We start from the raw sequence: 24,863 nt of genomic DNA on the forward strand, positions 1-24,863 counted from the left end.
GGGGCGCACACGGACAACGATGAAACGCGGGATATCACGGCCTATTTACGCTATTTCGTCCCAGTCCATCATCGGTGCGACGGACAGGCGCAAGGCGTCGGCAGGCGGCACGGGCAGCGGCATGCCGACAGTCTAGCGGCGGCGGGGCGCCCGCCCGGCGCGGTCAGTCATTCGCGCCGGCCGGCGGGCCGTTTGGCGCCCTGGCCGGGCGCCGTAGGCTCGGGTCTTGCCCACCGGCCGTAACTGGCCTGGATCAGTTCGCGCACGCGCGCGGCGCCAGGGGTGCCGGGTGCCACCCCATGTCGCGACGCGACAGGCACCCAGCCTTCGGCGCGGGCGCCCTGCCAGGCTTCGAGCATTCGGCGGCACGGCTGGCCGGAAACACGGGCGATCGCGCAGGCGAAGTAGACATCGCCGGGTTCAACACCCCGGCGGGCGACGCTCGTTTCGACGAACTCGCGCGGTGCGTCGAGGTAACGCACCACTTCGTCGACGAATGCGGCCGGGTAGCGCGCCGCGTACGCGTTGATGTCCTCCAGCCGCAGGTCGATCCAGTCATCCCCGCTGCGCCGGTCGGCCGCCGTCTCGACGGGGAGCGTCGACGCACCCTGGGCTCCGGCGACGCTCCCCAGTGCGAGCAGGGACACCACTAGCGCACACCCCAATCGCGGCCGCCACGCGACATGGGGCAAGCGGCGGCGGGTATCAACGGACATCGGCATCGGCGGGCACCAGGAAATCGCCGTCTCGGCGCCGGAACGGCCGGCCCCGGCCGTCGCGTGGTTGCAGGCGGCCATCGGGCAGAAGCGCATAGAGGCGCAGCGCGCCGCGTTCGCCCTGCAGGCGGAGCATGCCGTCCTCGAGCCGCCACTGCCCCGATTCGGCGAATCGTGCCCCTTCGGGGCCGGCGAGGAAGGTTTCGACGAGGTCGTAACGATGCACGTCGCCCTGCCGCTCGAGCACCAGGAGGGCCTCGATGCCGTCGCAGTCGGCACAGGCCAGCAGTCCACGCCACTGCACGCGTCCGTCGGCCTGCCCGAGTTGCGGCAGGGCGGGGCTTGGGGGCTCGGGGGCCGGCTCGCACGCCGACAGCAGGCAAGCGGCGACCAGCGGCAGCAATCGTCGTGACGCGGATTTCATGTCTCTGATTGTGCCGCAGGCCACGCGCGATGTCCTTCTGCACATGACCGCGACCTCCCGGGCGCTACGTTGACACCAGTGAAGCAGGATTGATCCGCGTCCACCCACGTCACGAACAGCTGAACGGAACCGCCATGGCCGCAATTCCCGCCAACCACACCTCCGCCCACCGCCCGCAGGGTAGATCCCGCCTCCGACGCTGGTTGCTCGGCGTCCTCCTCGCGGGTTCCGTCCTCGCCGCCTACGGTTATGCCTTGCGCTGGCTCGGCGAGGAAGTGGGCCAGAACATGCACGACTCGATGCGCGACGTGCCCGTTCTCGACGACCACACGCCGCGCGCGAACTGATACCGCGCCAGCGCGGGACCCGGGTCGCATTCAAGACAGGCCCGCGGCCCCCGCACCGGCACCACGCTCCTGGCCAAAACGAACGGCGCCCCTTGCGGGGCGCCGTCGTTGCTTGGGTTGCATCCGTTTACCGGATGCGCGGGGAATCAATCCCGGTCGTCGTCCTCGCGCCAGCGACGGCCATCCCAGTAACGGTCGCGGTAGTAGCGATCCCGATCGTGGCGCCGGTCACGACGCCCGTCCCGATCGTAGCGAGGATCGTAGTAGGTGACCTTGCACTTGCCGTGCTTGTTGCACTTGGCATCGCGGCTGCCGGCGCCATTGCGGTAATACCCGTAGGCGTTGCCGTACGGAGGCCCGCTGCGGTAACGGTCATGGTGCGGGACTTCGCGGTAATAGACGCGCCGGCCGTACCGGTCGCGATCCACGACCAGGCGATCGTCGTAGCCGTAATTGCCATGGCGGTAATACGGCGTTCCGCCGCGGATCACCACGTCCGCGAGATCCACCAGCACGCGGGTGAGCTGGTCCTGGGCTTGGACGGGGGCCGGGACGGCAGCGGCGCCGAAGCCGAGTCCGAGCGCGAGGGCGGCGGGGGCGATCCATCGGGTCAAAGTGGTCATGGCGTTCTCCTTTCTCGTGGGGGCCCGCCTCTGTCCACGGGCACGAGGCCACCATGCCCCGCATCCGGTGAATGCTTTTTTAATCCCGTCGATCTAGTCCGCATCCGCCTCCCGGGGTAAATCCGGCGTTCATGCCGAGATGGTCGGGACGCGTGTTCCAGCGTTACACGCCGGGCGCGGTCGCGCGGACGATACCTTCGATGGCGGACGGGATTCCCGCGGCCGAGCCCACGCTCACGAGGCGCTCGGCGGCGAAGTCCATCTCCACTTCGCGCTCATGGGCCCAGGTCGTGTGGTAGGGAACGTGGACGCCCCAGCCACCAAGCGCCAGCACTGGCGCGATGTCGGAGCGCAAGGAGTTGCCGACCATCGCGAATTGCACCGGGTCGACGTCGAACTCCGCCAACACCCGCGCATACGTCGGTGCGTCCTTCTCGCTGACGATCTCGATCCGCCGGAACAGGTCCGCGAGTCCCGACTCGCGCACCTTGGCTTCCTGATGGAACAGGTCGCCTTTGGTGATGAGGACGACGGGGTGTTGGTCTGCGACGGCCTCCACCGCCTCGCGGACGCCGGGCAACAGTTCCACGGGATGCCGCAGCATGTCCTTGGCCAGCGCCAGGATGCGATGCAGGTCGGCCGCGCTGATCCGCTGCGACGTGATCGCGATGGCAGCCTCCAGCATGGACAGCGCCATGCCCTTGACACCGTAGCCGAAGACCGCGAGGTTGCCCTTCTCCACGGCGTAGAGGCGATCGCGCACCCGCGACTCTTCCAGCGCGACGTAACCGCCGACGATGCGCTCGAACTCGAGCTGGGCGGCTTCGAAATAGTCCTCGCTACGCCACAGGGTGTCGTCGGCATCGAATCCGACGAGACGCAACCCATTCATGCCGTGTGTCCCGCGCTACGCGAATGGCCGAGGGTCGCGAACCATTCGCGCAGGCGCGCCACGCGCGCTGGTTCATCCGCACCCATGGCACGTGGGTCAGGCGTCATCGCCCGTGCGCGCGATGGCCGACAGCCGGCCGTCGGCTCCTGGCGCGACGATGACTTCGATGGGACGGCAACACACCTGGCAATCCTCCACGTAGGCCTGGGCACCGGCGGAATCGTCGATGGCCAGGCTGATGGTCTCGCCGCAGTAGGGGCACTCCAGATCTTGCAATGGCAGCATCATGGTCCTCGGCGGAAGCAGCCCGGGCGCTGCGGGCGCCCGGCAAATCGGGCACGATACCTCTTCCCTCGAAGCAGCGGAGACGCCCCATGAAGAGATGGCTCCTGAGTGCAGCCTGCGCGGCGGCGCTGACGGTCAGCGGTTGCAACACGCCCAGCGACGCGCAACGCACGGCTGCGGGACCCAGCGCGCCGCAGGCCAGCGCGGACGGTGCCGGGCGGCCGTTCAGCGTCCAGGAATTCGGCGGTTTTTCCGAGCCCTGGGCGATGACCTTCCTCCCGGATGGGCGGCTGCTGGTCAGCGAAAAGCCCGGCACGCTGCGCGTCGTCGACCCTTCCTCCGGCCGCATGGGCAGCGTCTCGGGGCTGCCGGCGGTGGACCATGGCGGCCAGGGCGGCCTGGGCGACGTGGTCCTGCACCCCGGCTTCGCCAGCAACCGCCTGCTTTACATCTCCTATGCCGAAGCCGGCGAAAACGATACCCGTGGTGCCGCCGTCGCCCGCGGGCGGCTGGATTGCGCGCAGCCCGATGCCTGCACGCTCTCCGGGCTCGAGGTGGTCTGGCGGCAGGTGCCGAAGGTCGGGGGCCGCGGGCACTACGGCCACCGCATCGCCTTCGACGCCGACGGCAAGTTGTGGATCAGTTCCGGCGAGCGGCAGAAGTTCGATCCGGCGCAGGACATGTCCGCCAACCTGGGCAAGATCGTCCGCCTCAACGACGATGGCAGCGTGCCAAGCGACAACCCGTTCGCCGACCAGGGCGGCGTCGCCGCGCAGGTCTGGTCGCTGGGCCATCGCAATCCGCTGGGCCTGGCCTTCGACGCGCAGGGTCGGCTGTGGAACCACGAAATGGGGCCCAAGGGCGGCGACGAGCTCAACCTGGTGGAGCGTGGCGCCAACTACGGCTATCCGATCGTCTCCAACGGCGACCATTACGACGGCCGGACGATCCCCGACCACGACACGCGCCCGGAATTCCGTGCGCCTGCCATCACCTGGAACCCGGTCATCTCGCCCGCGGGCTTCATCATCTACTCGGGCACGCTGTTCGACGGCTGGCGCGGCGATGGTTTCATCGGCGGCTTGTCGTCCAAGTCCCTCGTGCGGATCGAGTTCGACGGCAAGCAGGCCAGGGAGGCGGAGCGTTGGGACATGGGCGCGCGCATCCGCGAAGTCGAACAGGGACCCGATGGCGCGATCTGGCTGCTGGAGGACGAGCGGGACGGCTCGCAAGGCCGCTTGCTCAAACTGGTACCCGCGAACGGCTGACCCGCCGGCGTGCCGGCTGCGCGCGCGGGACGCCTCGCGAGGCGGGGTTGCCGACGCGTGTGTCGGCAACACTGGCTACGGCGCCGGCCGCTCCGGCTTGATGCCCATCGCTTCTCGGTAGCGGGCATGCAGCGCCCGCACCTTGGCGATGTATTCGGACGTCTCGCGGTACGGGGGGACGCCGCCATGGCGCGTGACCGCGCCGATGCCGGCGTTATAGGCGGCGGCGGCCAGCGTGTGGTCGCCCTTGTAGCGCGTGAGCAGGGCCCGCAGGTGGCGTGCGCCGGCGCGGATCGACTGCCGCGCGGAGAATGGATCGGCGACCCCGTATTGCGCGGCGACGTCCGGCATCAACTGCATCACGCCCATCGCGCCCTTGGCCGACAGCGCGCGGGCATCGAAACCGCTCTCGGCATGCGCGACCGCGCGCAACCACGCGTCTTCGATTCCCGCCGCCTTCGCCGCCGCGCGGAACTCGGACGCGTGCGGTTCGAGCCGGGGCCGTCCGACCCGACCGAGCCCCGCATGCGCGGGCTCGCCGGGCGGCGTCGTGACGGTGAACTTGAGGTAGACGCGCGAACCCGGCAGCGCGCGGGTGCCGTAGACCAGCGTCCCGTCCTGTTCCCGCTCGTACAAGGTGCCGCTGAACACGCCGAAGTCACCCCAGAGGTTGGGGGACTCCACCGCGTTGTCGTCGACCTGCCTGGCCTCGCACCTGGACCCGGGTTCGGGCGCGGTCGAGAGGCTGACGGTGCCGTCGCGCACGCAGCGGTAAATGGTGCGGGCTTGTGCGGGTGGCGACACTGTCGCCACGCCCACCGCCGTTGCAATCAGGACGAGCCAATGCTTGGCGGGTCGGCGCAATGGCATGGTCGTCCCCGGTCGCGCGTCGCTTTCCATCGTAGGCCCCATCCTATGCCCGGAACGACACGGGCAGCCATCTGGCTGCCCGTGCGCGTTGCTGGAGACGGTTTCGCGATTCAGGCGGGCTTGCCGTTGCCCTTGCCGTTTCCTTTGTGGTCCTTGCCCTTGCCATGGTCAGGGCCCTTGTTGTTGCCGTGGCCCTTGCTGTTGCCGTGGCCCTTGCCGCCGGAGTCCTTGTGGACCCCCCGCGCCTTCACCTCCGACTTGACCTTGACCGCGTGCTGCCCGGCGCCGGACTTGCCCTTGCCGGCATGGCCGGTGCGGCCCGGACCGCGATCGGACCAATCGATGCGCACGTCGCGGTCGACGACACGGACCGGGTAGCCCCAGCGATCGTAGGTGTGGGCGGTGCCGTGCTTCAGCGCGTGGAATTCGCGCGAGCCGGGCTTGATGCCGTGGCGCTTGGCGATCACGCCCCAACCCTGGCCCGGATTGCGCTCGTACTCGTGCACGATGTCCTGGCAGGGCATCCGCAGGGTCCGTGCGATGGCACAGGCGTAATAGACGTCGGCAGGCGCCCAGTTACGCCGATCCAGCAGGTCAAGCACCAGCGGCCGCGGCGCGCCGTAGTACGCGGTCAACTCGTCGACGAAGGGTTCGCGGTAACGATAGCCGTAGTCGTTGATCTCGCCGAGCCGGTTGTCGACCCAGACATCACCGGTGCGGATGTTGTAACCGATCGTTTGCGCCTGCACGGCGCCGGCCAGTCCGACGCCCAGGCCCAGGGCCAGCGTCAGGGTTGCCAGAGGGAAGCGACGCATACGCATGGGAGTGCTCCTAACACATGCCGGGAGGCACCACCCTCGCAACAGACCCATGAATTCGAAGTGATTTCGAGGCGATCCCTCCCTGCCCCGCAGGCATCGTTCATGCGCGCCGCGGAATCCACCAGGATGCCTGCCGCTGAAGCCCGTGCCAGCGCGGCATCCCCAGGCCGTCCAGGACCATGACACCCGCGAACGGGTACCAGAGCAGGCGATGCATGGGTCAACCTCGCCTGCGCAGCGCCCAGGCCCGGGCGTCGCCTGCGAATGCACCCAGGCGCTCGGGGCGCGGTGGACATTCCGCATGCCCGATGCTTCCGCACCCGGTGCACTCGCGAGATGCCTCGCGGGGGTGCGCGTCACGGCGCTCGCGCGCGCCCCGCACGCGACGCCTGGCGCGGTTGATGCACGCCCATCACGCTGTCGGTGTTGCAATCGGGGTCGGCCCGACCCTGGACGCCGCCATGAGACTCCCGAGATTCCCGCCGACCCGCGGGTGCGCCCTCGTCGCCCTGGGCGCAGTGTTGCTTGCCGCACTCTCGGCCTGCACCAGTGACGGCCCGCCGCCGAGCGACTCCACCCAGGGTCCGGCGCCTGCGAGGCCGCTGGCCTATGCCCCCGGCACCGGCCCGTCGCCGGAATTGCCCGCGCCCGAGGGCTCGCTGATCCCGACCGTGAGGATCGCACCGGCGATTGGCTGGCCGGACGATGGAATGCCGGTGCCCGCCGATGGATTCTCGGTGACCCCGTTCGCCCGTGGCCTCGATCATCCGCGCACGCTCTACGTCCTGCCCAATGGCGACGTCCTCGTCGCCGAAACCAACGCGCCGCCGAAACCCGACGGCGCGAAGGGCATCAAGGGCGCGGTCATGAAGTCGGTCATGAAGAAGGCCGGTGCCGCGGTGCCCAGCGCCGACCGCATTACCTTGCTGCGCGACGAGGACGGCGACGGCGTCGCCGAGACGCGGACCGTGTTCCTCGAGAACCTGATGTCGCCTTTCGGCATGGCCCTGGTCGGCGACACCTTCTTCGTCGCCAATGCCGACGCCGTGGTGAAGTTTCCCTACAGCACCGGCCAGACCCGCATCGACGCCGCGCCGGAAAAGGTCGCCGACCTGCCCGGAGGACCGATCAACCACCACTGGACCAAGGCGATGGTCGCCAGTCGAGACGGCAAGCGCCTGTACGTCGGTGTCGGCTCCAACAGCAACGTCGCCGAGCGGGGCATGGCGGTGGAAGCGATGCGTGCCGCGATCCTCGAGGTCGACCCCGCCACCGGCAGCACGCGCGTCTTTGCCTCGGGATTGCGCAATCCGACCGCCATGGACTGGCACCCCCGAACGGGCGCGTTGTGGACCGTGGTCAACGAACGCGATGAACTCGGCAACGACCTGGTGCCCGACTACCTGACCTCGGTGCGCGACGGCGCGTTCTACGGATGGCCGTGGAGTTACTTCGGGCAACACGTCGACACGCGGGTCGAGCCGCGCAACCCGGCGATGGTCGCCAAGGCCGTCGCGCCGGACTACGCGCTCGGCGCCCACGTCGCGCCGCTGGGTCTTGCGTTTTACACCGGGAGCTTGCTGCCCGCACGCTACCGCGAGGGTGCCTTCATCGGCCTGCACGGCTCCTGGAACCGGGATCCGCTCAGTGGTTACTCGGTCGCGTTCGTACCATTTTCCAACGGCATCCCGTCCGGCCCCATGGAGGACGTGCTGGGAAGCTTCGTCAACGAAGAGGGGCAGGCCCGCGGGCGGCCGGTGGGCGTGGCCATCGATGCTCGCGGCGGCGTGCTGGTCGCGGACGACGTCGGCAATGCGGTGTGGCGGCTGGCCCCGGCGGCGCTGCCGAAGCCGCGCTGACCGCACCCGGGAATCACGTCGCGTCGACCCCAGCCTTTCCAACATCGTGGACCCGTCCCTGGGATCACGATCCATGGCCAAGAAGCCACGCGCCGGGAAAGCGGCCAAGAAGCAGGCAACGCCACGCACAGGATCCACGCGCAAGACGGTCGCCACGCAGCGGCGGATCCAGCGCAAGGCCGATGCCAAGCCTTCGAGCGAGCAAGCGAAGGAACCGGTCCAGGCCGGCACCCGCAAGCAGCCGGTCAACCCGCTGCCGAAACAGCACCTGGACAAACCCGGCCACGAGCACGCGCTGGACCCGCAGCCCCGCTTCCAGGCGCCGGATTATCGCGGCAGCGGCAAGCTCGAAGGCATGGCCGCGATCGTCACCGGCGGTGATTCGGGGATCGGCCGCGCCGTCGCGGTGCTGTTCGCCCGCGAAGGCGCCGATGTCGCCGTGTTGTACCTGAGCGAACGCAAGGATGCCGAACGGACGCGCAAGCACGTCGAAGCCGAGGGACGCCGCTGCCTGCTGGTCGCGGGCGACGTCAAGGATCCCGCGTTCTGCAAGCGCGCGGTCGGCAAGGCCGTCAAGGCCTTTGGCCGCCTCGACGTGCTGGTCAACAACGCCGCGTTCCAGCAGCATGTAGACCGCCTCGAGGACCTGGAGGACGCGCAGCTCCAGGAAACCCTGCAAACCAACATCGCCGGCTACTTCCACATGGCGCGCGCCGCACTGCCACACATGGCCGAAGGCGCCTCGATCATCAACACCGGCTCCGAGACGGGCATCTTCGGCAGCGGCCACCTGCTGGATTATTCGGCCACCAAGGGCGCCATCCATGCGTTCACGCGGTCCCTCGCCAGCCAGTTGCTGCCGCGGGGCATTCGCGTCAATTGCGTCGCCCCGGGGCCCGTGTGGACGCCGCTCAACCCCGCCGACAAGTCGGCCGCCGATGTCGCCGACTTCGGCAAGGACAGCAACATGCATCGCCCGGCGCAGCCCGAGGAGATCTCGCCGGCCTTCGTGTTCCTCGCCTCGCCGGTCACCGCGTCGTACATCAGCGGCGTCGTGTTGCCGGTGATGGGGGGACCGCAGGGATGAGCCGCACACGCCGAGCCGTGCGGCTGCGCGTCAGTTCCCGGTGGGCGATGTCTCGTAGATGAACTTCACGAACTGATCGGGCTTGATGAATCCCTGGCCCATGGCTTGGTCCGTGCCCGCGGTCAGCTTCGCCCCGATCACCTGTTCCAGGCTCTTGCCCTCGGCCTTCATCGCTGCGATCGCTTCGCGGTAATCCGCGAGCATCTTGCCGTAGGCGGCGAGACCCGCGCGGTCGCTGCGCTTGCCGTGGCCGGGGACGACCAGCGTCGCGTCGTCCGCCAGCGCCAGGCCGGCATCCACGGCTGCCAGGAGGCCATCGATGCTGCCGCCGGAGCCGACGTCGATGAAGGGGTAGTTGCCGTTGAAGAACGTGTCGCCCATGTGCAGCACGTTGGCTTGCTCGAACTTCACCAGAGAGTCGCCATCGGTGTGGGCATCGGCGGCGTGCACGATGCGCACGGTGTCGCCGTTGAGGTGCAACGTGACCGACTCGGCGAAGGTGACCACCGGCAACGCGGCAGCGGGCGAGGCCTGGACCGTGCGGTCGAACGCGGCCATGAACTGGTCCGTGCCCATGCGCTTGCGGACGTTGTCATGGGCGACGATGACGGCCCCGGCCTTGCCAAGGGCCTCGTTGCCGCCGGTGTGGTCGCCATGCCAATGGGTGTTGATGACGAACCGGACGTCGCCGCCGCCGATCCCGGCCAGCGCGGCGCGTATCTTCGGCACGAGCGGCGCGTACTGGTCGTCGACGATGAAGGTGCCGTCGTCGCCCACGCTTGCGACGATGTTGCCGCCGGCACCGGTCAGCAGGTGCGTGCTGCCGCGCAGGGGCGCGGCTTTGACCTCGACCTTGGAGAAATCCTGCGCAGCCGCGGACAGCGGCAGGCAGGCGAGCAGCGAAAGCATGGCTGGGCGGCAGGTACGTGGTAGCGGCATCTCGTGACTCCTTGCGAAGGGCCTCCACCCATGTTCACGCCTGCAGCACCGCCCCGCAAGCCGACGACCGGGCGCAAGGCGCGGCGCCTGCGACAGCGGCGCCGCTGGGCGCTCACTCCGGCGCCGATGCGTACTTGGCCTTCATGAAGTTGTGGTAGATCCAGCCATAGCGCTGGTACCAGTCGTCCTGCCCGTAATGCTCGGCTTCGCACTGGCCAAGCTGCTTGAGCGATCGTTCCAGGTTGCCCAGGTAGTCGCCGGCCTTGCTGGTGTAGGTCTTCTTGAGCTTCTCGACCGCTTCCTTGATCTGCGGCTTGCCCTGCAACTGCCACGACAGGCCGGTGACGGCATGGATGCCTGATGCGCTGTCGCCGAACGCCATCGCCGAATTGGCCATCTTCACGTTGGCCGCCGTGATGCAGCGTGCGCGCTCGATGTAGAAGCGGTTGAAGTCGATCTGCTTCACCGCCCGCTCGTAGCACTGGCGGCAGTCGTCGCGTTCGGCGCACTGCGACGGCACCGTGGGTCCGGAGGCATCGGTGTAGGCGGAGCCGCAAGCCGCTTCCTCGGCGTGCAGGGACTCCACGTTCCGCAGCAGGTCATCGGCATTTCGGGCGACGCCGATCGCCTTGCTGTCGGAAAAGATCTCGACCAGGTCGAGCCGTTCCGACACCTGCATGCCGTCGCTGAAACTGCCATAGCTGCCTTCGACGGGGCCATCGGCCGACCGCAGCGGCAGGACGACCACGCACAGCGCGAGTGCCGCGAGCGTTCGATGCATCCTCATGTCGATTTCCTCCTCGCGATCATGGCGGCCAAGGCGGCGACAACCACGAGCACGGCGCCCGCGATCGCCCAGCGCAGCCACGAGCGGCCTTCCTCCCCGCCGTCGAATTCGCTGGCCTTGACCACGACCGGCACCATCGCGGGCCTGGTTTCCTCGGCGACCCAGACCAGCAGGCGGTACGGCGTGCCGGCCTGCTTCGCGGTCACCGAGACCTGGAATTCGCCCTCGGTGCGGAACAGGTAGCTGAGGATGTCGCCGTCGGTGCTGCCGCGGCGCAGCGGCTCCTCCCAGCTGTACTTGGTGATGTCCATCGCCACCTGCCGGCCCGCGTCCACCGGGCGCAGGGCGACGCCCACGGGCGTCATGTAGCTGATGCCCTCGAGCAGGAAGCGCTGCGGCACCGGGCCCGCCTCTCCCTTGACCACCACGGCCTTGCCATCCTCGACGCCCTGCAGCTGCCGGGGCTGCAGCCGGAGCGTGACCGGCTTGGCTTCGTCGGCCGCGCTAGCCGGTTGCGGCGCGAATCCGATCGCGCACGTGGCCATCGCAGCGGCCAGGATCACCCTTGATTGGATCGTCACCACGTTCACCCCGGACCACGGCAGGCGGGCCTTTCCCTAGCCAACGTCGAATCGCCGCGAAACCTGCCAAGCGGGTGCTTGCGGGGGCCACGCAGGCCCGAAAACGGATGTCGGCACGCCCTGGCGTCGCCGGCCCGGGCCCGTCCTGTCCGCTAGCGCGGAGCGCCCATGAAATCCTGCTTCCCGAGCATGACGCCGGCCTGCCGGAGCAAGGCGTAGGTGGTGGTGCAATGGAAGAACAGGTTTGGCAACGAGAAGTGCAGCAGGTAGGCCTGGCCGTCGAATTCCAGCTCGCCGCTGCGCAGCTTGAGCTTGACCTGCCGTCCCTCGCTGCCGTCGATCTGGGCGGCGGTGAACGACTGCAGGTAGTCGGTGGCCCGGTCGATCCGCGAATAGAGTTGGTCGAACGTGGTCTCGTCGTCGTCGAACGGCATCGGGTCCACGCCCGCCAGCCGCGCGGCGCCGTTCTTGGCCAGGTCGGTGGCGATCTGCACCTGCCGCACCAGCGGGAACATGTCCGGCGCCAGCCGCGCCTGCAGCAGCATCCCGGGCTCGTAGCCCATGGCCGTCGCGTGCGCCTCGCCCTTGCGCAACACGCTGCCCAGGTTGGACAGCGCGCGCAGGAACACGGGCACGGACGCCTGGTACATCGAAATCGTCATGGCGATGTCCTCGCTTTGGCGCGGGGGCCGATCCCTAGGTTCATGACAGCGACCGCTCGATGTCCTCCAGCGGCGTGTTCGTCCAGGTCTTCGCCAGTTCGCCCACCTGCCGCCGGAGGGTTTCCTTGTGCAGCAGGGGCCGCATCTGCCCGAGAGTCTGCGGGTCGGCCACCAGGACCAGGTGGTCGTAGGCATTGTCCAGGGCGGCGGCGTTGAGCTGGTTCGCCAGTTGCTTGGCGAACGTGGCCTCGTCCGTCTGCTGCCCGGTCTGCTCGGGTGGCGCCACGCCGGACGGGCCTTCGTGCTCCAGGTCGGATGGCGCCAGCAGCTCCTGCTGTTGCAGGGACACGCGACCGCCCTTGCCGGTGTTCTGGAACAGGCGGGCACCTTCGCCGTCGGCGACGACGACCCATGCTCCTTCGGGAATCTTGTCCATGCGCTTCTCCTTGCCTTCGATACGAGTTTGTTGGATAGCGGGCACCGGCTGGCCGGCGCCGGGCGGCGCGCCTCTGGCAACGCCGCCCTTTCGACGCCAGCCGTCGTGGCCTCAGCCGCGCGGTTCGTCCGCGGCCATGTCGGCGCGGTGCTTGGTGATCTCCGCCTGCGACAGCGATCCGTTGCCATCGGCATCGGCGACGCTGAAGTGCGCGTGCAGCATCTCCGTGGGCGCCAGCTCATCCATGGTCACGCCGCCGTCGCCATTGGCGTCCAACTGCGCGAAGGTCATTCCCGAGTCGGCGATCTCCACGTCACCGGTCGCCTCTTCGGGCGGCACGACGCCCGGCGGAAGGCCGGCCGTGTCCTGGGTGTCGTCCGGCAGCGCCTCGACGGGCGGCGTGGCGACGGGCGCGGTGGCGGCGTCGTCGGCCGGTGCGTCGGCGCGGTCGCAGGCGGCCAGCGCCAGAATTCCGGGGACCAGCAGCGCGAAAAGCAGGGGAGTCTTGGCATTCATCAGGGTTCTCCAGGCGACGGCGCGGGCGCGGGCCCGCGGGGAAAGGGACGGTACGGGTCGGTCCGTGCGCGGACCGGAGGAGTGCCGAGGGTTTCAAGTGCACCGTAAAAGCAGGGTGACGCCGGCGTGCATGCCCACGGCAAACCGAGTTTCGTGTCGTCGATGAGCCTCTCGCACCTGACCCAGCTCGAGCCCGACTGCCCGAAGATCGACAAGGTGTTCGTCGAGACCGTCGGCAAGGACGCGGCGACCAGCGAGGTCGCCATGCACATCATCCAAGTCGCGCACTCTCTGTGGATGGCGCTCCCCGGCAAGGGCATCGAAACCGAAGCGCAGGCCGATTACCTGCGGCGCAACGGCGTCGGGCACGGGCCGGGCTGGCTGTCCGGCAAGGCGGTGCCGATGCCCCATGCCGGTCGAGGCCGGGACGGCCTGGGCGCGCGTGCAGGGCACGCACGCGGCCCGGCGCTCGCCCGCGACGCCTTATTCGACGAGGCTGACGGTCATGCCCTTGCTGACCACCCGCGCAAGCGCCGCCGCGCTCCAGTTGGTCATCCGGATGCAGCCGTTGGACGCGCTCTTGCCGATGCTCGCGGGATCGGGCGTGCCGTGGATCCCGTAATGCGGCTTGGAGATCCCGACCCACGTCGTCCCCACGGGATTGTTCGGGCCGGGCGGGATCCTGGCCTTCTTCGCATCCTTGTCGGTGCCGGCGATCAACGCCGGGTCGAAATGCCAGACCGGGTTGCGCGCCACGACGGTCACCGTCCACTCCCCGATCGGCAGCGGGAACTGGGCGCTCCCCGTGGTCACCGGGTATTGCGCCAAGACCTTGCCATCCGCGTCCTGCAGCTGGAGGGCGCCTTCGGACTTGTCGACCACGACGCGGGCGGCCATCGGCATGCGGTCCGCCGCCATCACGTTCGGCACGGTGATCACGGTGCCGGCGGTGAACTCAATGCCGGGATTGAGCTTGGCGAGCAGCGCAGGGCTGGCGTGGAATTTTTCCGCGACCTTCTCTTGGACCGACGCGTACGGCAGCGACTCCTGTTTCGCCATGTCCTCCGGCGATTCCGGCGTCGGGGCGAACGGTCCGGCCACGTCTTCGGGGGTGAGCGCGTGGCTGACGAGCACCGGCGCCGTGTCGACGCCGAGCGCTTCCCAGGTCGCGTCATCGAGCTTGCCGCTCGCCGGCAGGCCCTTCGCCGCCTGGTAGGCCTTCACCGCGCGGCGCATGTTGCTGCCGACGGCTCCATCGATCTCGCCGGGCGAGAAGTACGCACGATCCAGCAGGACCTGCGCGCGCAGCGGGCTGTCCTTCGGGAGATCGGCGTCCGCCGGCGCGGCCTCGACCGCGGTTTGCGCCGCCGCGGGCTTGCCGGTGTCGGCGATTGCTTCGGGCTTTCCATTTCCGGGCACTGCGGGGTCCGTCGACACGGTCGCGGAATCACCCCCGGGCCCGACGTCGGTTGCCGCCGGCACCGGAGGGCTGGTCGCCCCGGGCGGCAACGCGTCGGCAGCGGTCCCGCCAGCGTCTTCGGCCGGGGTTTCCGGCGGTGGCGCATACGGGTCGAAGGGCGATGCACCGGGCACGAGGCCGACCTGCAGCGGACCCTGGTCGATGTAGCCCGTGTCTTCCGGGAGCGGGTTGTCGCTGATCGCGGTCACGCTGGCGGGCTGCGATTCGGGCGCCGGCGTTGCCGCGTCGTCGCTGGCCGTGGGCGTCGGGGACTGCGTGCAGGCCGCCAGCGCGATCGCCAGCGTCGCCAGTGCGGATGCCCGGAGGAGGGGTCGTGTATTCATCGCAAGCCTCGTGTGTCGATCGGCCGCATCTTGGACAGGCCGCGTGGCGTGCGACGTGAACGAGGCGCCCATTCGACGCCCTGCGTTCACGCGGAATTGCGGAAAGCGGCGGTTCGACGCCGCGCATGCCGGGGCGCGACCCCATCGAGCAGGTGGCCCACCGCAACCCGGACGCTGCCGCGCCTGGATCCGGAACAGGACAAGGAGCCGTAGCGAGGAACCATGGCCGTCGGCCTCCACTGCGCCGCGACTCCCCTCGCCGGAGCGGGCTCAGATCTCCTTCTTCGCGATACGGGCATGCAGGTCGGGAATCGCCATCACCCCCGCCGATCCGTACCAGGTGTGGAACTCGGGCACCATCTCGCCGGCGACGACCACCGGGTCGGTGGCCACGGCCGCCCTGGCGGCCTCGATGCCATCGACCGCGAGCACGAACAGCCCGCGCCAGCCGTCGACGCCGTCCAGCGGACCGGCGAGCACCAGCGTGCCCTGCTCCGCCAGGCGCTTCATGTTGGCGAAATGCCCGGCGAACATCGCCTTGCGCGCCGGTCCTTCCGCCACCGGGGTCGGGCCGGTCTTGAGGATGACGAGCACGTAGCTGCGCATGCCGTAGTCGTCGGCGCCCAGCCGCTCGGCCAGGGCGGCATCGAACGCCGTCGGCGGTTGCGCGGCCGCATCCTGTGGCGTCCGGGCCTGGGCATCGCCCGTCCAGGCGACCCACGCCAGCAGCGGCAAGAGAAGGGCAAACCTGGTCATGGTGGTCTCCTTGCGGGGTTCGACCCCAGCATAAGCGCCGCGCGGGTCGCATCGCACGGGGCCATCGCCGTGGGCCTCGACACGCCTGCGACGCTGCACGGTCCAGCATCGTGGGTCCGCCAGCCGAGGGAGCCACGATGACCCGCCGCGACGTGACGTACCAGGAAACCGCCCCCGACCTGGCCACGGTCGAAGCGATGCAGGGACTCGTCCTGCTCGACTTCGGTACCGACTGGTGCGGCCATTGCAACGCCGCGCGGGCGGCGGTGGATGCGTGGATCGACGCGCATCCGGCCATCGACCACCTGCGCGTGGAGGACGGCCGCGGGCGCGCCTTGGGCCGCGCCTACAAGGTCAAGCTCTGGCCGACGCTGGTCCTGTTGCGCGACGGCCGCGAGATCGCCCGTACCGTGCGCCCGCGCGAAGAGCGCGAGTTGTGGCCGCTGACCGAGGCGGTGCGCTAGCACGCCTCCGGCCCACGCGGCGATCCGGGCCGCGCAGCCGCGGGCGCGACGGGGCGGCGCATCGGCGCCGATGGCTTCTCGGTTAGAGTTCGGGGAGGCGGCCTCGCCGCGGCGCGCGGCCGGACCGTCGCGAGGAGCCATGACCGAATACCGATTCAACGGGATTCGCCTGGACTCGGCCTCCAGGAGGATCGTCGGGCCACGGGGATCGGTGCACCTGCCGCCCAAGCCCTACGAAGTGCTGGTCGAGCTGCTGCACGCCGCCTGCAGCGTGGTGACGCGCGAAGCCCTGCTGGACCGCGTCTGGCCGGAGCGGCCTGCCTCCGACGAGACGCTCTCGCGCACCATCACCGACCTGCGCAAGTTGCTGGGCGACGACTCCCGGGCGCCGCGGTACATCGAAACCGTGCCGAAGGTGGGTTACCGCTTCCTGCTCGACGTCGAGCGAGGCGACCGCGAACCCGAGCCCGGGCCGAGCCCGCGCCGCAATCGACTTGGGGCCCTGGCCGCGGCATTGGTCGTGCTGGCCCTCGCCTCGGCCTACCTGCTCCGCCCGGATCCGGAACCGCGTGCGACCGTGGTGGTGGGCAGCGGCATCCTCGGGGTGCCGATTCCACTGACCACCGAAGTCGGCGACGAGGACACCCCGGATTTTTCCCCCGACGGCAAGCAGCTCGTCTACGCCGCGCGCGACCGCGGCGACGAGAACTGGGACATCCGCTTGCGAGACCTGGCGACGGGCGAGGCCACGGACCTGGCCGGCGGCCCGGATCGCGAATACGCGCCCGTGTTCTCCCCGGACGGCCGGCGCGTGGCGTTCCTGCGCTACCGCGGCGAACGCTGCCAGGTGGTGGTGAAGGCACTGGACGGAGGCGAGCGCCCCGTCGCTGACTGCCAGACACCGTTGATGGCCTACCTGGACTGGTCGCCCGATGGCCGGCGGATCGCCTTTTCGCAGGTCCCTGCGCAGGGTGGCGCGACGCTCGCCTTGCGCACGGTCGACCTGGAGACCCGGGCGATCGCCGCGCCGGTCGCCGCACCGCCCGACGGCGAGTACCAGTTCGCGCCCAAGTTCTCGCCCGATGGTCGCCAGCTGGCCTACGTGCAGGGCGTCCTCGACCGCAACGAGCTCTGGCTCGCCGACCTGCCCTCCGGCCGGGCAAGGCCGATCACCGCGTTCGGCGGGCGGATTACCGGCGCCAGCTGGGATGGTGCCGGGACGGGCCTGTACGTCGCGACCGCGGCACCAGCCGAGCCTGCCTTGTGGCGGGTGGTGCCGGGCCGGCCCGCGGAACGCCTCCGCGGCGGCGAGGCTTTCGCCATTGCCTTCGACCACGTGCACCGGCGGTTGGTCTTCGACAACATCCGGCCCCGCACGAACATCTGGTCGACCCGGATCGGCGCGGACGGGGACGCCGATGCACCCGTGCGCGCCGTCGCCAGCACCCGGATCGACTTCAGGCCGAGCGTGTCGCCCGATGGTCGGCGACTGGCGTTCGTGTCCGACCGGACCGGCCATTACGAGGTCTGGCTCGCCGACGCGACCGGTGATGCACAACGTCGCCTGACCCAATGGCAGGCCGCCGACATCAGCCGGCCGGCATGGTCGCCAGATGGACGCACCCTGGCCTACGCCGTGCTGCGCGACGGGCGCTGGACCGGCTTCCTCGATCCGATGGACGGGACCGTCCGGCAGCGGATCCCGGTCGAGGGGCAGTTCCGCCACCCGACCTGGTCGCCGGATGGTCGCTGGGTGCTGCATGCGGACGAACAAGGCATCCGCCGCGTTTCCCCGGGCCAGTGGCGCGTCGAACGCGTCCTGGACCAGGCCGGTGCGGTTCCGCTGTTCGTGCGCGACCAGGCCGTGTACTTCCTCCAGCCGGGGCGGCCAGGCATCCAGCGACTGCCTTCGCAAGGACCCCCGGACACCCTGCTCGCCGAACATGAACTCGTCGTGCCGGAGGCGATCAGCAGCGGGGGAGGGCACCTGTACTTCATCGGCTCCACGCCGCAAGACGGCATCCGCCGCCTGTTCGCCCACGACATGGATTCCGGCGGCACGCGCGCGATCCTCCCGCTCGTCGCCTATGCGCGCCATGCGCACACCACGGCCACCCTCGACGGGGCGACGGTGTATTTCTCCCAGACCGACGATGCGGAAAGCGACCTGGTCGTGATCGATGCGCCTCCCTGAGGCCTCAGTGTTTTCTCCGCAATAACTCCGGTTTTCCTCAGGACACGCGCCCGGCGGGGCGCTTGAATCGAAGTGCTTCCCGATGGCTGGTGGCCCAAGCGCCGATGGCCGTTCGACGGGAAGCACCGGCGGCGCCCCCGCGGGCGCCCCTTCAACCCTCAAGGAGAAACGACATGCGCACCAGGATCGAACATCGCATTTTCGGGTACGGCACGGCCGCGACCATCCTCGCGGCGGCGTTGGCGGCCTCGACCGCCGCGGCGGGCAATCCCGTCGTCGACCTGCAGCAGCACGACCAGAGCCGGGGCGTCGTGGCATCGGCCACCGGCGGCGGGCATTTCCTCGTCGGCGGCTCGCTGGACGTCACCTTCGCGTTCAGCGCCAACCAGCATCCCGATGGCACGGCCAGCGGCCACTCGCGGCACCAGGTCGAGCTCGGCGGGCTGCCCATCGACTTTTCCAGCGAGGTGATCTGCGTGTCGGTGGACCCGCAGAACCGGCGCGCCTGGGTGGGCGCCGTCATCACCCAGAACCGCTCCGAACATCCCGCCTTCACCCAGGAGCGCAACCAGCCAGGGCGTGACATCTGGTTCCGCGTCCTGGACAACGGGCAAGGCCAGGCAGCCGCCGACCGCAGCACCTTCGTCGGCTTCGAGGGCGATGCCGGGATCATCACGTCCGAGGAGTATTGCGAAACGATGCCCTGGCCCGCGGACAACGCCCGCACCAGTCCGGTCACCCAGGGCAACCTCCAGGTCAGGCCCTGACCGACGCGCCGCCGGGCATCGACGGGACCGGGGCGTGGCGGGTGGGGCCTGAGGGCATCGCCGTGGAAATGGCGCATCGTTCCGCGCTTCACGGCGTGGCATTCGGAACGATGTCCCCGGTACCGCCCCCGGGGGTCACTGCCCCCCCGGTGAAGGTCGTGCGTACGAACCCGGGCCGATGACGGGGCCGATGCAGGCCCGGCTGCATCGGCGTGCGGGGCACGAACGGGCCGGGGAACATTGATCGCAACGATCCGGTCGCATCGGTGGGGTCGGCGCGAGTTCACGCCCGCACCTCCCCAAGCGCGCCGGTGCGACATCCCGGCTGGCCCGGATCGCCTCAGCCGCAGGCCATCGACGCCTTCATGGCAGGGAAATCGCCTGCGCATGCCGCCATTTCATTTGGGCCGGTGGATCGCGCACAGCTTGTGGCCGTCCGGATCGCGCACGTAGGCCAGGTAGAGCGGGCCCAGCGCGTTGTCGCGCATGCCGGGCGGCTGTTCGATCGACGTGCCGCCGGCGGCGACCGCCGTGTCGTGGAAGGCGCGTACCTGTTCCGGGGAGTCGCACTTGAAACCGATGGTCGCGCCATTGGCGCAGGTGGCCGGCGCGCCGTCGATCGGTTCGGTGACGCAGAAGGTATCGCCGTCGTGGCGATAGAACAGCCGCATGTGGCCGCTGGCCGATGGGTTGCGCAACGGCGCGCCCGCACCCAGCACGCCGAGCACCGCGTCGTAGAACCGCGCCGAGCGCTCGATGTCGTTGGTGCCGACCATGAAGTGGTTGAACATGCTGTCTGTCCTCTGGCGATTGCGCGCTAAGTGACCCTGGCAAATCGTTTTTCTATCCCCTGCCAGGCGGTAGCGATTGCTCAAGAGGGAACGTCACCCACGCTTTCTTGCTTTGGTGACTCGCCCCGGCCTCCGCTCCTACTCCACGTCATCTTCGGGCGTCGCCCCGGCCAAGGCCTGGATGAAGAGGTAATAGTGGTCCAGCCCCTGTTCGAACTGGGACACGGGCAGGGATTCGTCGATCCCGTGGAAGTTGTAGTCCGAACCGTCGGTCGAGATCAATGGCCCGGCGCCCACGGTGGGAATGCCGGCGCGCCGGAAGGCCACGCCATCCGTGGCACCGGCCTCCATGTAGGGCGACACGCGCGCGCCGGGGAGGCGGATCTTCAGCGTTCGCTCCAACGCGACGGTAAGGGCTGCAGGCACCGGCGACATCGGGCCCTCCACGGGATCGCCCACCACCGTCAGTTCCAGCGCCGGATCGCCGGCGGCCTGCGCGAGCGCGGCCCTGGTGTCATCGATGGTTTCGCCCGGGAAGATGCGGCAGTTGATCGTTGCCCTGGCTGCAGTGGGCAATGCGTTTTCGACGATTCCCGCCTGCAGCATCGTCGCGACGCAGGTGGTGCGCAGTTCGCGGCTGAGCCATTCCTCCTGCTCCATCCGTCGCAGGCTGGCTGGATGTCCGGGGCTCGCCACGAAATCGGTGATGGCCTTGGCGAGCTCGGGGTCATCGCCCAGGTCGCCCGCCGTCGTCGCCAGGCCGGCCAGTGAAACCGCGTTCCAGCGCACCGGGAAGCGATGGGCCGCGATCCTGAGCAGTGCCGCGGACAACTGGTAGATGGCATTGTCCGCGCGCGGTGCGGACGAATGGCCGCCCTTGTTCCGCGCCGTGAGTTCGAACGTGGCGTAGGTTTTCTCGGCGGCCTGGATGTAATAGCTGGGCGTGCCGTCGCCTGCGGGGCGGTAGCCGCCGCCGGCGTCGGAATTGACCGCGAACGCGGCGCCGCGCAGCCGGTCAGCCAGCAGACGCGTGCTCGCCATGCCGGTTTCCTCGTCGCCCGAGAAGGCCAGCACCAGGTCCCGGTCCGGCACGAAGCCCCTGCGCCTGAGCCGCAGGAACGCCTGCGTGAGCGTCAGCAGGCCGTACTTGTTGTCGACCACGCCACGGCCATGGAGGCGACCGTCCACTTCCTCGAGTGTCCACGGATCGTGGGTCCACTCGCTCGGATCTGCATCCACCACGTCCATGTGCGCCAGGAAGGCGATCGGCGCCTCCTTCGAACCAGGCGCGCCGCGGTAGCGGACCAGCAGGCCCACGGTTTCACCGGACGGCACGAGCTCGATGTCTTCGGGTGAAAACCCCGCCTTGCGAAACTCTCCGGCCAGGTAACGCGCCATGGCCGGCACGTTGCCCTGGCCCGCGACGGTCCGGTACCCGACCAGCGCCCCCAGCATCTGCCGCGCTTCCGACTGCACCTGCGCAGCCGGCTCGGCCAGGACACCCCCGCTGAGGGCCAATAATCCCATTGCCAGTACGAAACGATGCTTCATGGAGATCCCTCTGGAAGGATGGAACCCGACACCTTTGCCTTGCGCAACTTCTTTCCCGCAACGACGGCGTCGTCGAGGGTTCCATCGGCCTGGCTTGCCGCGTCTGCCAGCGAGGCCGCAACGCGAAGGTCGGCATCGCCAGCAACACGCTGTCTTCTTGGCACGCCCAAGCTGCTAACGGAGGGAAAGGTGCACGCTCGTTCCTGTTGCGCTTTACCTGCCCTGGATCCTTGTGGGCTACAGGATCGGACAGTCGACCCTGGAGCCTGCTGTTGGTGACTCCCTCTCCTTTAACCCGAAGCCGGCAGCGCGACCCGCCCGGTGGCGACGGCCATGCCCAGCGTATCGGCGTGCTGCTGGAAGCTGGCCACCTTGCCGTCCTCGAGCGTCCACACATGCACGACCTGGGGATTCAGCGGCAGGCCCGTGGCCTTCGCAGTGGCGGAGTAGCGGCCTGCCATCACCACGCAATCGCCGTCGGCAACGAAGCGCTCCGGCACGACGCTGAAGCCGTCGAACTTGTCGCCCAGCCGCATGAACACGCCTTCCAGCACCGCCTGCGGTCCGACGTAGGGATTGCCATCGGCCAGCGGCAGGTTGTTCTCGGCCTCGTTCCAGCGAATGTCCGGCGACATGGCGCCAAGCACGGCAGGGATGTCGCCACGCGAAAAAGCCGCGTACACGCCCTGGATGATGTCGAGGTTCGATTGGCTCATGCGTGCCGCTCCCTGTTCAAGTTTGTGTCGTGCGGGCGCGGCTGCGGCAACCGGCTGCTCCGTCCGCGACGTGCACGCGCGTTCATTCCTGAACGCAAGAGGCAACCGCGGGCGGACAGCCGCGAACGAAGAGGACCCTGTAACGAGTAAGACATCAATCCTGGCCCGGATGGGAAAAGCGACACTGGCGCGAGTTTTTCGGGAATTAGGTGTGCCTGGCCCTTCTTTGTCGAACCGCATGGCCGTGCCCATCCTTGTCCTCCGCCTCGGGCACGGCGGCAGCAATCCCGTGGGTCAGCAACCGGCAGATGGCCCGGTCGTCCGGGCCTGGCGCATCGTCCTCGCCCTTGATGCCAGGGTGCATCGTCTGCTCGCCTGGTTGTCGCGAAAGCGAGGCCTGGCGGGGGTTTGAGCCGCATTTCCCGGCAAGGCTGGGCGAAATCGGCCCCGGGATCCCGGTATTTCGGCCCGATTCGACCCACCCTGTTTCACAAACCTCAGGTACCGCCGTCGAAATCAGGGTAGGCTGCATGCACTGTTCAAAGCGGGATCACGGTACATCGTGGCTCCGATGCGGTAGATCAACAGGTGTCATGGCCTATCACGGCTGATCCGGACGATCCGCTCCATCGCTTCGCGTTACCCCTTGCTCGATACAGTCTCGGCGCCGCACAAGGCGGGCCGTGTTCCATCAACTGTTCCAAGGAGTAACACCATGTCAGAACGTCAGACCGGCACCGTCAAGTGGTTCAACGACGCCAAGGGCTTCGGCTTCATCACCCCCGAGAGCGGCGACGACCTGTTCGTTCACTTCCGTTCCATCCAGGGCGACGGCTTCAAGTCGCTGCAGGAAGGCCAGAAGGTTTCGTTCAAGGTCACGCAGGGCCAGAAGGGCCTGCAGGCCGACGAAGTGCAGCCCGAGTAAGGACTGACTCGGCGCGGGATCCGCGCCAGCGACACCAGGACCCCGGGCGGCAACGCCCGGGGTCTTTTGCGTTTCGGCGTCAGAAAGGAGGCGAGAACCCTTGCCTTAAGGGCAAATTGAACCTGACCCCTCATTCGTTAAATTGTCCCTGACACCTTTTTCTTCGCGTCCTTGAGCCCGGTTGCAGGCGAACGGCGACGGCGGCTGCGACCATCCCAGCGTCCCCCGCATCGTTTACTGGAGTCCCCTTGCCTCGGTGCGTGGAAGCGCCCACCGCTGGAACCGGAGTCCCCATGCGCCCTTGCCCCATGCCCCCGCAAGCCCTGCCCCCGCAGCTCCCGCGCCTGGGACTGCTGTTGCTGCTCGCGCTCCTGCTCATGCTGCCGGTGAAGGCCAGCGCTGCGCAGGGTGGGCCTCCGCCGGCGCTGCGCGATGCGATCTCGGCGGTGGAGGCGATGCTGGGCGGGACCGACGAGGCTTCGCTGTCCGCGTTCGCCGAGCAGCGGCTCGCGCCGGCCTATCGCGCGCGACTGGGTGAAGGCGCCACCGCCCATCTCCGCGCTTTGCGCGAGGCCGCGCGCGAAGCGCTCGGCGACGTCGCCGTGGAGATGGAGGAAGACGGCCTGCACCTGGTCATCTCCGACACGCGCTTCGCCGACTATCGGCTGGCGATCGACGACGCCGGCCTGCTCACCGCGCTGGAACTGGTGAAATCCGGCGTGGCCGTGGTCCCCGCGGCACCGGCCCTGACCTGGGAGTCGCTGCCCGGCGCGCTGCGCGAGGCCGAGGCCAGGGGTTTCTCCGGCGTGGTGTCGGCAACGCGGGATGGCAGGCCGGTGCTCAGGCAGGCCTATGGCCTGGCCGATCGCGAACGCCGTCGTGCGACCAAACTCGACACCATCTACGGCATCGGCTCGGCGCCGATCGACTTCACCGTCACCGCAACCTACCTGCTGGTGCAGCGTGGCAGGCTGTCGCTGGACGACAGGATCGGCAAGTTCATCCCCGGCGTCCCCGCCGACCGGAGCGCGATGACCATCGGCCACCTGCTGGGCGGTCGCTCGGGCCTGCCCGATTTCCCCGCGCAGGAGAGCGACTGGGACGCCGACCTCGCGTGGATCGACCGCGACACCTTCGTCGCGCGGGTCATGGCGCAGCCGCTGCTGTTCGCGCCGGGCACTGCATCGGCGCATTCTCACGGCGCCTACGGCCTGCTGGCGGCAATCATCGAACTGGCGACCGGCGAGCGCTACCGCGACTTCATCCAGCGCGAGATCCTCGATGTCGCCGGCATGCGGCGCACCGGCTTCTACGGCGACCGCAAGGAGTTTTCGCTCGACGACTTCGCCGTGGGTTACGGGCCGAGTAGCGTTGGCCTGCCCAACATCCCGCCCAACTGGGGGCCGACCTCCTGGCTGGTCATGGGCAGCGGCGGAATGTATTCCACCCTCGAAGACATGCAGCGATTCCACGACGCCATCTCGGCCGGCCGCATCCTGCGTGATCCCTGGCGCGCGGAGCAGGCCGGGCCAAGGGTCGGCGTCGACGGGTCAGACCGCGGCTACCACCACTTCCACGCATTCGACGGCAAGGGCAACCGCATCGAGCTGCTGATGAACGGCGAAGGCCGAACCGAGCAGATGCGCGCCTTGCAGCGGGCGATGGAGCAGCTCGTGGAGCCGCCGCCGCGTGGCGGCCCATAACGGGGCGGGCTCCACCTTCGAAGAGGCGCTCCGCTCGACAGTCTGTGCCTTCGGCCGCTTGGCCATCGCGGCTCAATCAC

Annotated in this window: 27 protein-coding genes and 1 pseudogene; 10 read left to right on the forward strand and 18 right to left on the reverse strand. The window is 69.0% G+C overall.

All coding sequences use genetic code 11. The annotated features are described in order from the left end of the window. Positions 1-167: 167 nt before the first annotated feature. Complete coding sequence (locus ABD970_RS01310) at positions 168-647, reverse strand: hypothetical protein (protein WP_345293694.1); 480 nt, start codon at positions 645-647, stop codon at positions 168-170. A 58-nt stretch (positions 648-705) separates the two neighbouring features. Next, a complete protein-coding gene (locus ABD970_RS01315) occupies positions 706-1,140 on the reverse strand; it encodes a copper resistance protein NlpE N-terminal domain-containing protein (RefSeq protein WP_345293695.1) in 435 nt (144 codons plus the stop codon). 134 nt (positions 1,141-1,274) lie between these two features. Between ABD970_RS01315 and ABD970_RS01320 the strand changes: the two genes are divergently transcribed. Further along, positions 1,275-1,487, forward strand: a complete 213-nt coding sequence (locus ABD970_RS01320) for a hypothetical protein (protein ID WP_345293696.1) — start codon at positions 1,275-1,277, stop codon at positions 1,485-1,487. 146 nt (positions 1,488-1,633) lie between these two features. Here the strand turns inward: ABD970_RS01320 and ABD970_RS01325 are convergent, their stop codons facing one another. From ABD970_RS01325 to ABD970_RS01335, 3 genes are all read right to left on the reverse strand, one after another. Further along, positions 1,634-2,110: a hypothetical protein gene (locus ABD970_RS01325; protein ID WP_345293697.1), complete on the reverse strand. Its 477-nt coding sequence runs from the start codon at positions 2,108-2,110 to the stop codon at positions 1,634-1,636. Positions 2,111-2,273: 163 nt separating this feature from the next. Continuing rightward, a complete protein-coding gene (locus ABD970_RS01330; RefSeq protein WP_345293698.1) occupies positions 2,274-3,002 on the reverse strand; it encodes an HAD family hydrolase in 729 nt (242 codons plus the stop codon). Positions 3,003-3,098: 96 nt separating this feature from the next. Continuing rightward, positions 3,099-3,287 carry a CPXCG motif-containing cysteine-rich protein gene (locus ABD970_RS01335; protein ID WP_425563023.1) on the reverse strand — a complete coding sequence of 63 codons (189 nt, stop codon included), beginning with the start codon at positions 3,285-3,287 and terminating at the stop codon, positions 3,099-3,101. Positions 3,288-3,376: 89 nt separating this feature from the next. Here ABD970_RS01335 and ABD970_RS01340 point away from each other — a divergent pair, with 89 nt between their 5' ends. Then, a complete protein-coding gene (locus ABD970_RS01340) occupies positions 3,377-4,555 on the forward strand; it encodes a PQQ-dependent sugar dehydrogenase (protein WP_345293700.1) in 1,179 nt (392 codons plus the stop codon). A 75-nt stretch (positions 4,556-4,630) separates the two neighbouring features. On the opposite strand, the gene ABD970_RS01345 is transcribed toward ABD970_RS01340, so the two are convergent. Continuing rightward, a complete protein-coding gene (locus tag ABD970_RS01345) occupies positions 4,631-5,425 on the reverse strand; it encodes a lytic transglycosylase domain-containing protein (RefSeq protein WP_345293701.1) in 795 nt (264 codons plus the stop codon). A gap of 110 nt (positions 5,426-5,535) precedes the next feature. Further along, entirely contained in the window at positions 5,536-6,246 is a 711-nt protein-coding gene (locus ABD970_RS01350) for a hypothetical protein (protein WP_345293702.1), read from the reverse strand. A gap of 461 nt (positions 6,247-6,707) precedes the next feature. On the opposite strand from ABD970_RS01350, the gene ABD970_RS01355 reads away from it, so the two are divergent. Next, positions 6,708-8,105, forward strand: coding sequence for a PQQ-dependent sugar dehydrogenase (locus ABD970_RS01355; RefSeq protein ID WP_345293703.1), 1,398 nt, complete (start codon positions 6,708-6,710; stop codon positions 8,103-8,105). 73 nt (positions 8,106-8,178) lie between these two features. Continuing rightward, positions 8,179-9,192, forward strand: a complete 1,014-nt coding sequence (locus ABD970_RS01360) for an SDR family oxidoreductase (protein ID WP_345293704.1) — start codon at positions 8,179-8,181, stop codon at positions 9,190-9,192. Between the two features lie 30 nt (positions 9,193-9,222). On the opposite strand, the gene ABD970_RS01365 is transcribed toward ABD970_RS01360, so the two are convergent. From ABD970_RS01365 to ABD970_RS01390, 6 genes are all read right to left on the reverse strand, one after another. After that, the gene (locus ABD970_RS01365) at positions 9,223-10,131 is read right to left on the reverse strand and encodes an MBL fold metallo-hydrolase (protein WP_345293705.1); all 909 of its coding nucleotides are present in this window, start codon (positions 10,129-10,131) and stop codon (positions 9,223-9,225) included. A gap of 112 nt (positions 10,132-10,243) precedes the next feature. Then, entirely contained in the window at positions 10,244-10,918 is a 675-nt protein-coding gene (locus ABD970_RS01370) for a hypothetical protein (protein ID WP_345293706.1), read from the reverse strand. Further along, complete coding sequence (locus ABD970_RS01375) at positions 10,915-11,499, reverse strand: hypothetical protein (protein ID WP_345293707.1); 585 nt, start codon at positions 11,497-11,499, stop codon at positions 10,915-10,917. Before ABD970_RS01375 ends, ABD970_RS01370 begins: the two co-directional genes overlap by 4 nt. A gap of 152 nt (positions 11,500-11,651) precedes the next feature. Beyond that, positions 11,652-12,161 (reverse strand): DUF1993 domain-containing protein, encoded by a 510-nt coding sequence (locus ABD970_RS01380; protein WP_345293708.1) that lies wholly within the window; start codon positions 12,159-12,161, stop codon positions 11,652-11,654. 40 nt (positions 12,162-12,201) lie between these two features. Further along, on the reverse strand, positions 12,202-12,597 hold the full coding sequence (locus ABD970_RS01385; protein WP_345293709.1) for a host attachment family protein: 396 nt from the start codon (positions 12,595-12,597) through the stop codon (positions 12,202-12,204). Positions 12,598-12,708: 111 nt separating this feature from the next. After that, positions 12,709-13,113, reverse strand: coding sequence for a CREC-EF hand family protein (locus ABD970_RS01390; RefSeq protein WP_345293710.1), 405 nt, complete (start codon positions 13,111-13,113; stop codon positions 12,709-12,711). Between the two features lie 162 nt (positions 13,114-13,275). On the opposite strand from ABD970_RS01390, the pseudogene ABD970_RS12430 reads away from it, so the two are divergent. Beyond that, positions 13,276-13,494: pseudogene (locus ABD970_RS12430) on the forward strand (EAL domain-containing protein); the annotation flags it as partial. A gap of 102 nt (positions 13,495-13,596) precedes the next feature. Here the strand turns inward: ABD970_RS12430 and ABD970_RS01395 are convergent. Both ABD970_RS01395 and ABD970_RS01400 read right to left on the reverse strand, forming a co-directional pair. Then, positions 13,597-14,916: a L,D-transpeptidase family protein gene (locus ABD970_RS01395; protein ID WP_345293711.1), complete on the reverse strand. Its 1,320-nt coding sequence runs from the start codon at positions 14,914-14,916 to the stop codon at positions 13,597-13,599. Between the two features lie 270 nt (positions 14,917-15,186). Beyond that, positions 15,187-15,672, reverse strand: a complete 486-nt coding sequence (locus ABD970_RS01400; protein ID WP_345293712.1) for a YciI family protein — start codon at positions 15,670-15,672, stop codon at positions 15,187-15,189. Between the two features lie 137 nt (positions 15,673-15,809). On the opposite strand from ABD970_RS01400, the gene ABD970_RS01405 reads away from it, so the two are divergent. The 3 genes from ABD970_RS01405 to ABD970_RS01415 all read left to right on the forward strand — a co-directional run bounded on the left by ABD970_RS01405 (position 15,810) and on the right by ABD970_RS01415 (position 19,097). Then, on the forward strand, positions 15,810-16,136 hold the full coding sequence (locus ABD970_RS01405; RefSeq protein ID WP_345293713.1) for a thioredoxin family protein: 327 nt from the start codon (positions 15,810-15,812) through the stop codon (positions 16,134-16,136). A gap of 139 nt (positions 16,137-16,275) precedes the next feature. Then, entirely contained in the window at positions 16,276-18,330 is a 2,055-nt protein-coding gene (locus ABD970_RS01410) for a winged helix-turn-helix domain-containing protein (RefSeq protein WP_345293714.1), read from the forward strand. Between the two features lie 173 nt (positions 18,331-18,503). Next, positions 18,504-19,097, forward strand: a complete 594-nt coding sequence (locus ABD970_RS01415) for a hypothetical protein (RefSeq protein WP_345293715.1) — start codon at positions 18,504-18,506, stop codon at positions 19,095-19,097. A gap of 398 nt (positions 19,098-19,495) precedes the next feature. Here the strand turns inward: ABD970_RS01415 and ABD970_RS01420 are convergent, their stop codons facing one another. From ABD970_RS01420 to ABD970_RS01430, 3 genes are all read right to left on the reverse strand, one after another. Next, positions 19,496-19,888, reverse strand: coding sequence for a VOC family protein (locus ABD970_RS01420; RefSeq protein ID WP_345293716.1), 393 nt, complete (start codon positions 19,886-19,888; stop codon positions 19,496-19,498). Positions 19,889-20,026: 138 nt separating this feature from the next. After that, complete coding sequence (locus ABD970_RS01425) at positions 20,027-21,439, reverse strand: M20/M25/M40 family metallo-hydrolase (RefSeq protein WP_345293717.1); 1,413 nt, start codon at positions 21,437-21,439, stop codon at positions 20,027-20,029. A gap of 290 nt (positions 21,440-21,729) precedes the next feature. Further along, entirely contained in the window at positions 21,730-22,155 is a 426-nt protein-coding gene (locus tag ABD970_RS01430; RefSeq protein ID WP_345293718.1) for a nuclear transport factor 2 family protein, read from the reverse strand. Between the two features lie 715 nt (positions 22,156-22,870). Between ABD970_RS01430 and ABD970_RS01435 the strand changes: the two genes are divergently transcribed. Both ABD970_RS01435 and ABD970_RS01440 read left to right on the forward strand, forming a co-directional pair. Beyond that, a complete protein-coding gene (locus ABD970_RS01435) occupies positions 22,871-23,080 on the forward strand; it encodes a cold-shock protein (protein ID WP_345293719.1) in 210 nt (69 codons plus the stop codon). A 293-nt stretch (positions 23,081-23,373) separates the two neighbouring features. Then, the gene (locus ABD970_RS01440; RefSeq protein WP_345293720.1) at positions 23,374-24,783 is read left to right on the forward strand and encodes a serine hydrolase domain-containing protein; all 1,410 of its coding nucleotides are present in this window, start codon (positions 23,374-23,376) and stop codon (positions 24,781-24,783) included. Positions 24,784-24,863: the final 80 nt, after the last annotated feature.

Source organism: Luteimonas vadosa, from assembly GCF_039543545.1.
In the GTDB taxonomy this organism is placed as follows: domain Bacteria; phylum Pseudomonadota; class Gammaproteobacteria; order Xanthomonadales; family Xanthomonadaceae; genus Luteimonas; species Luteimonas vadosa.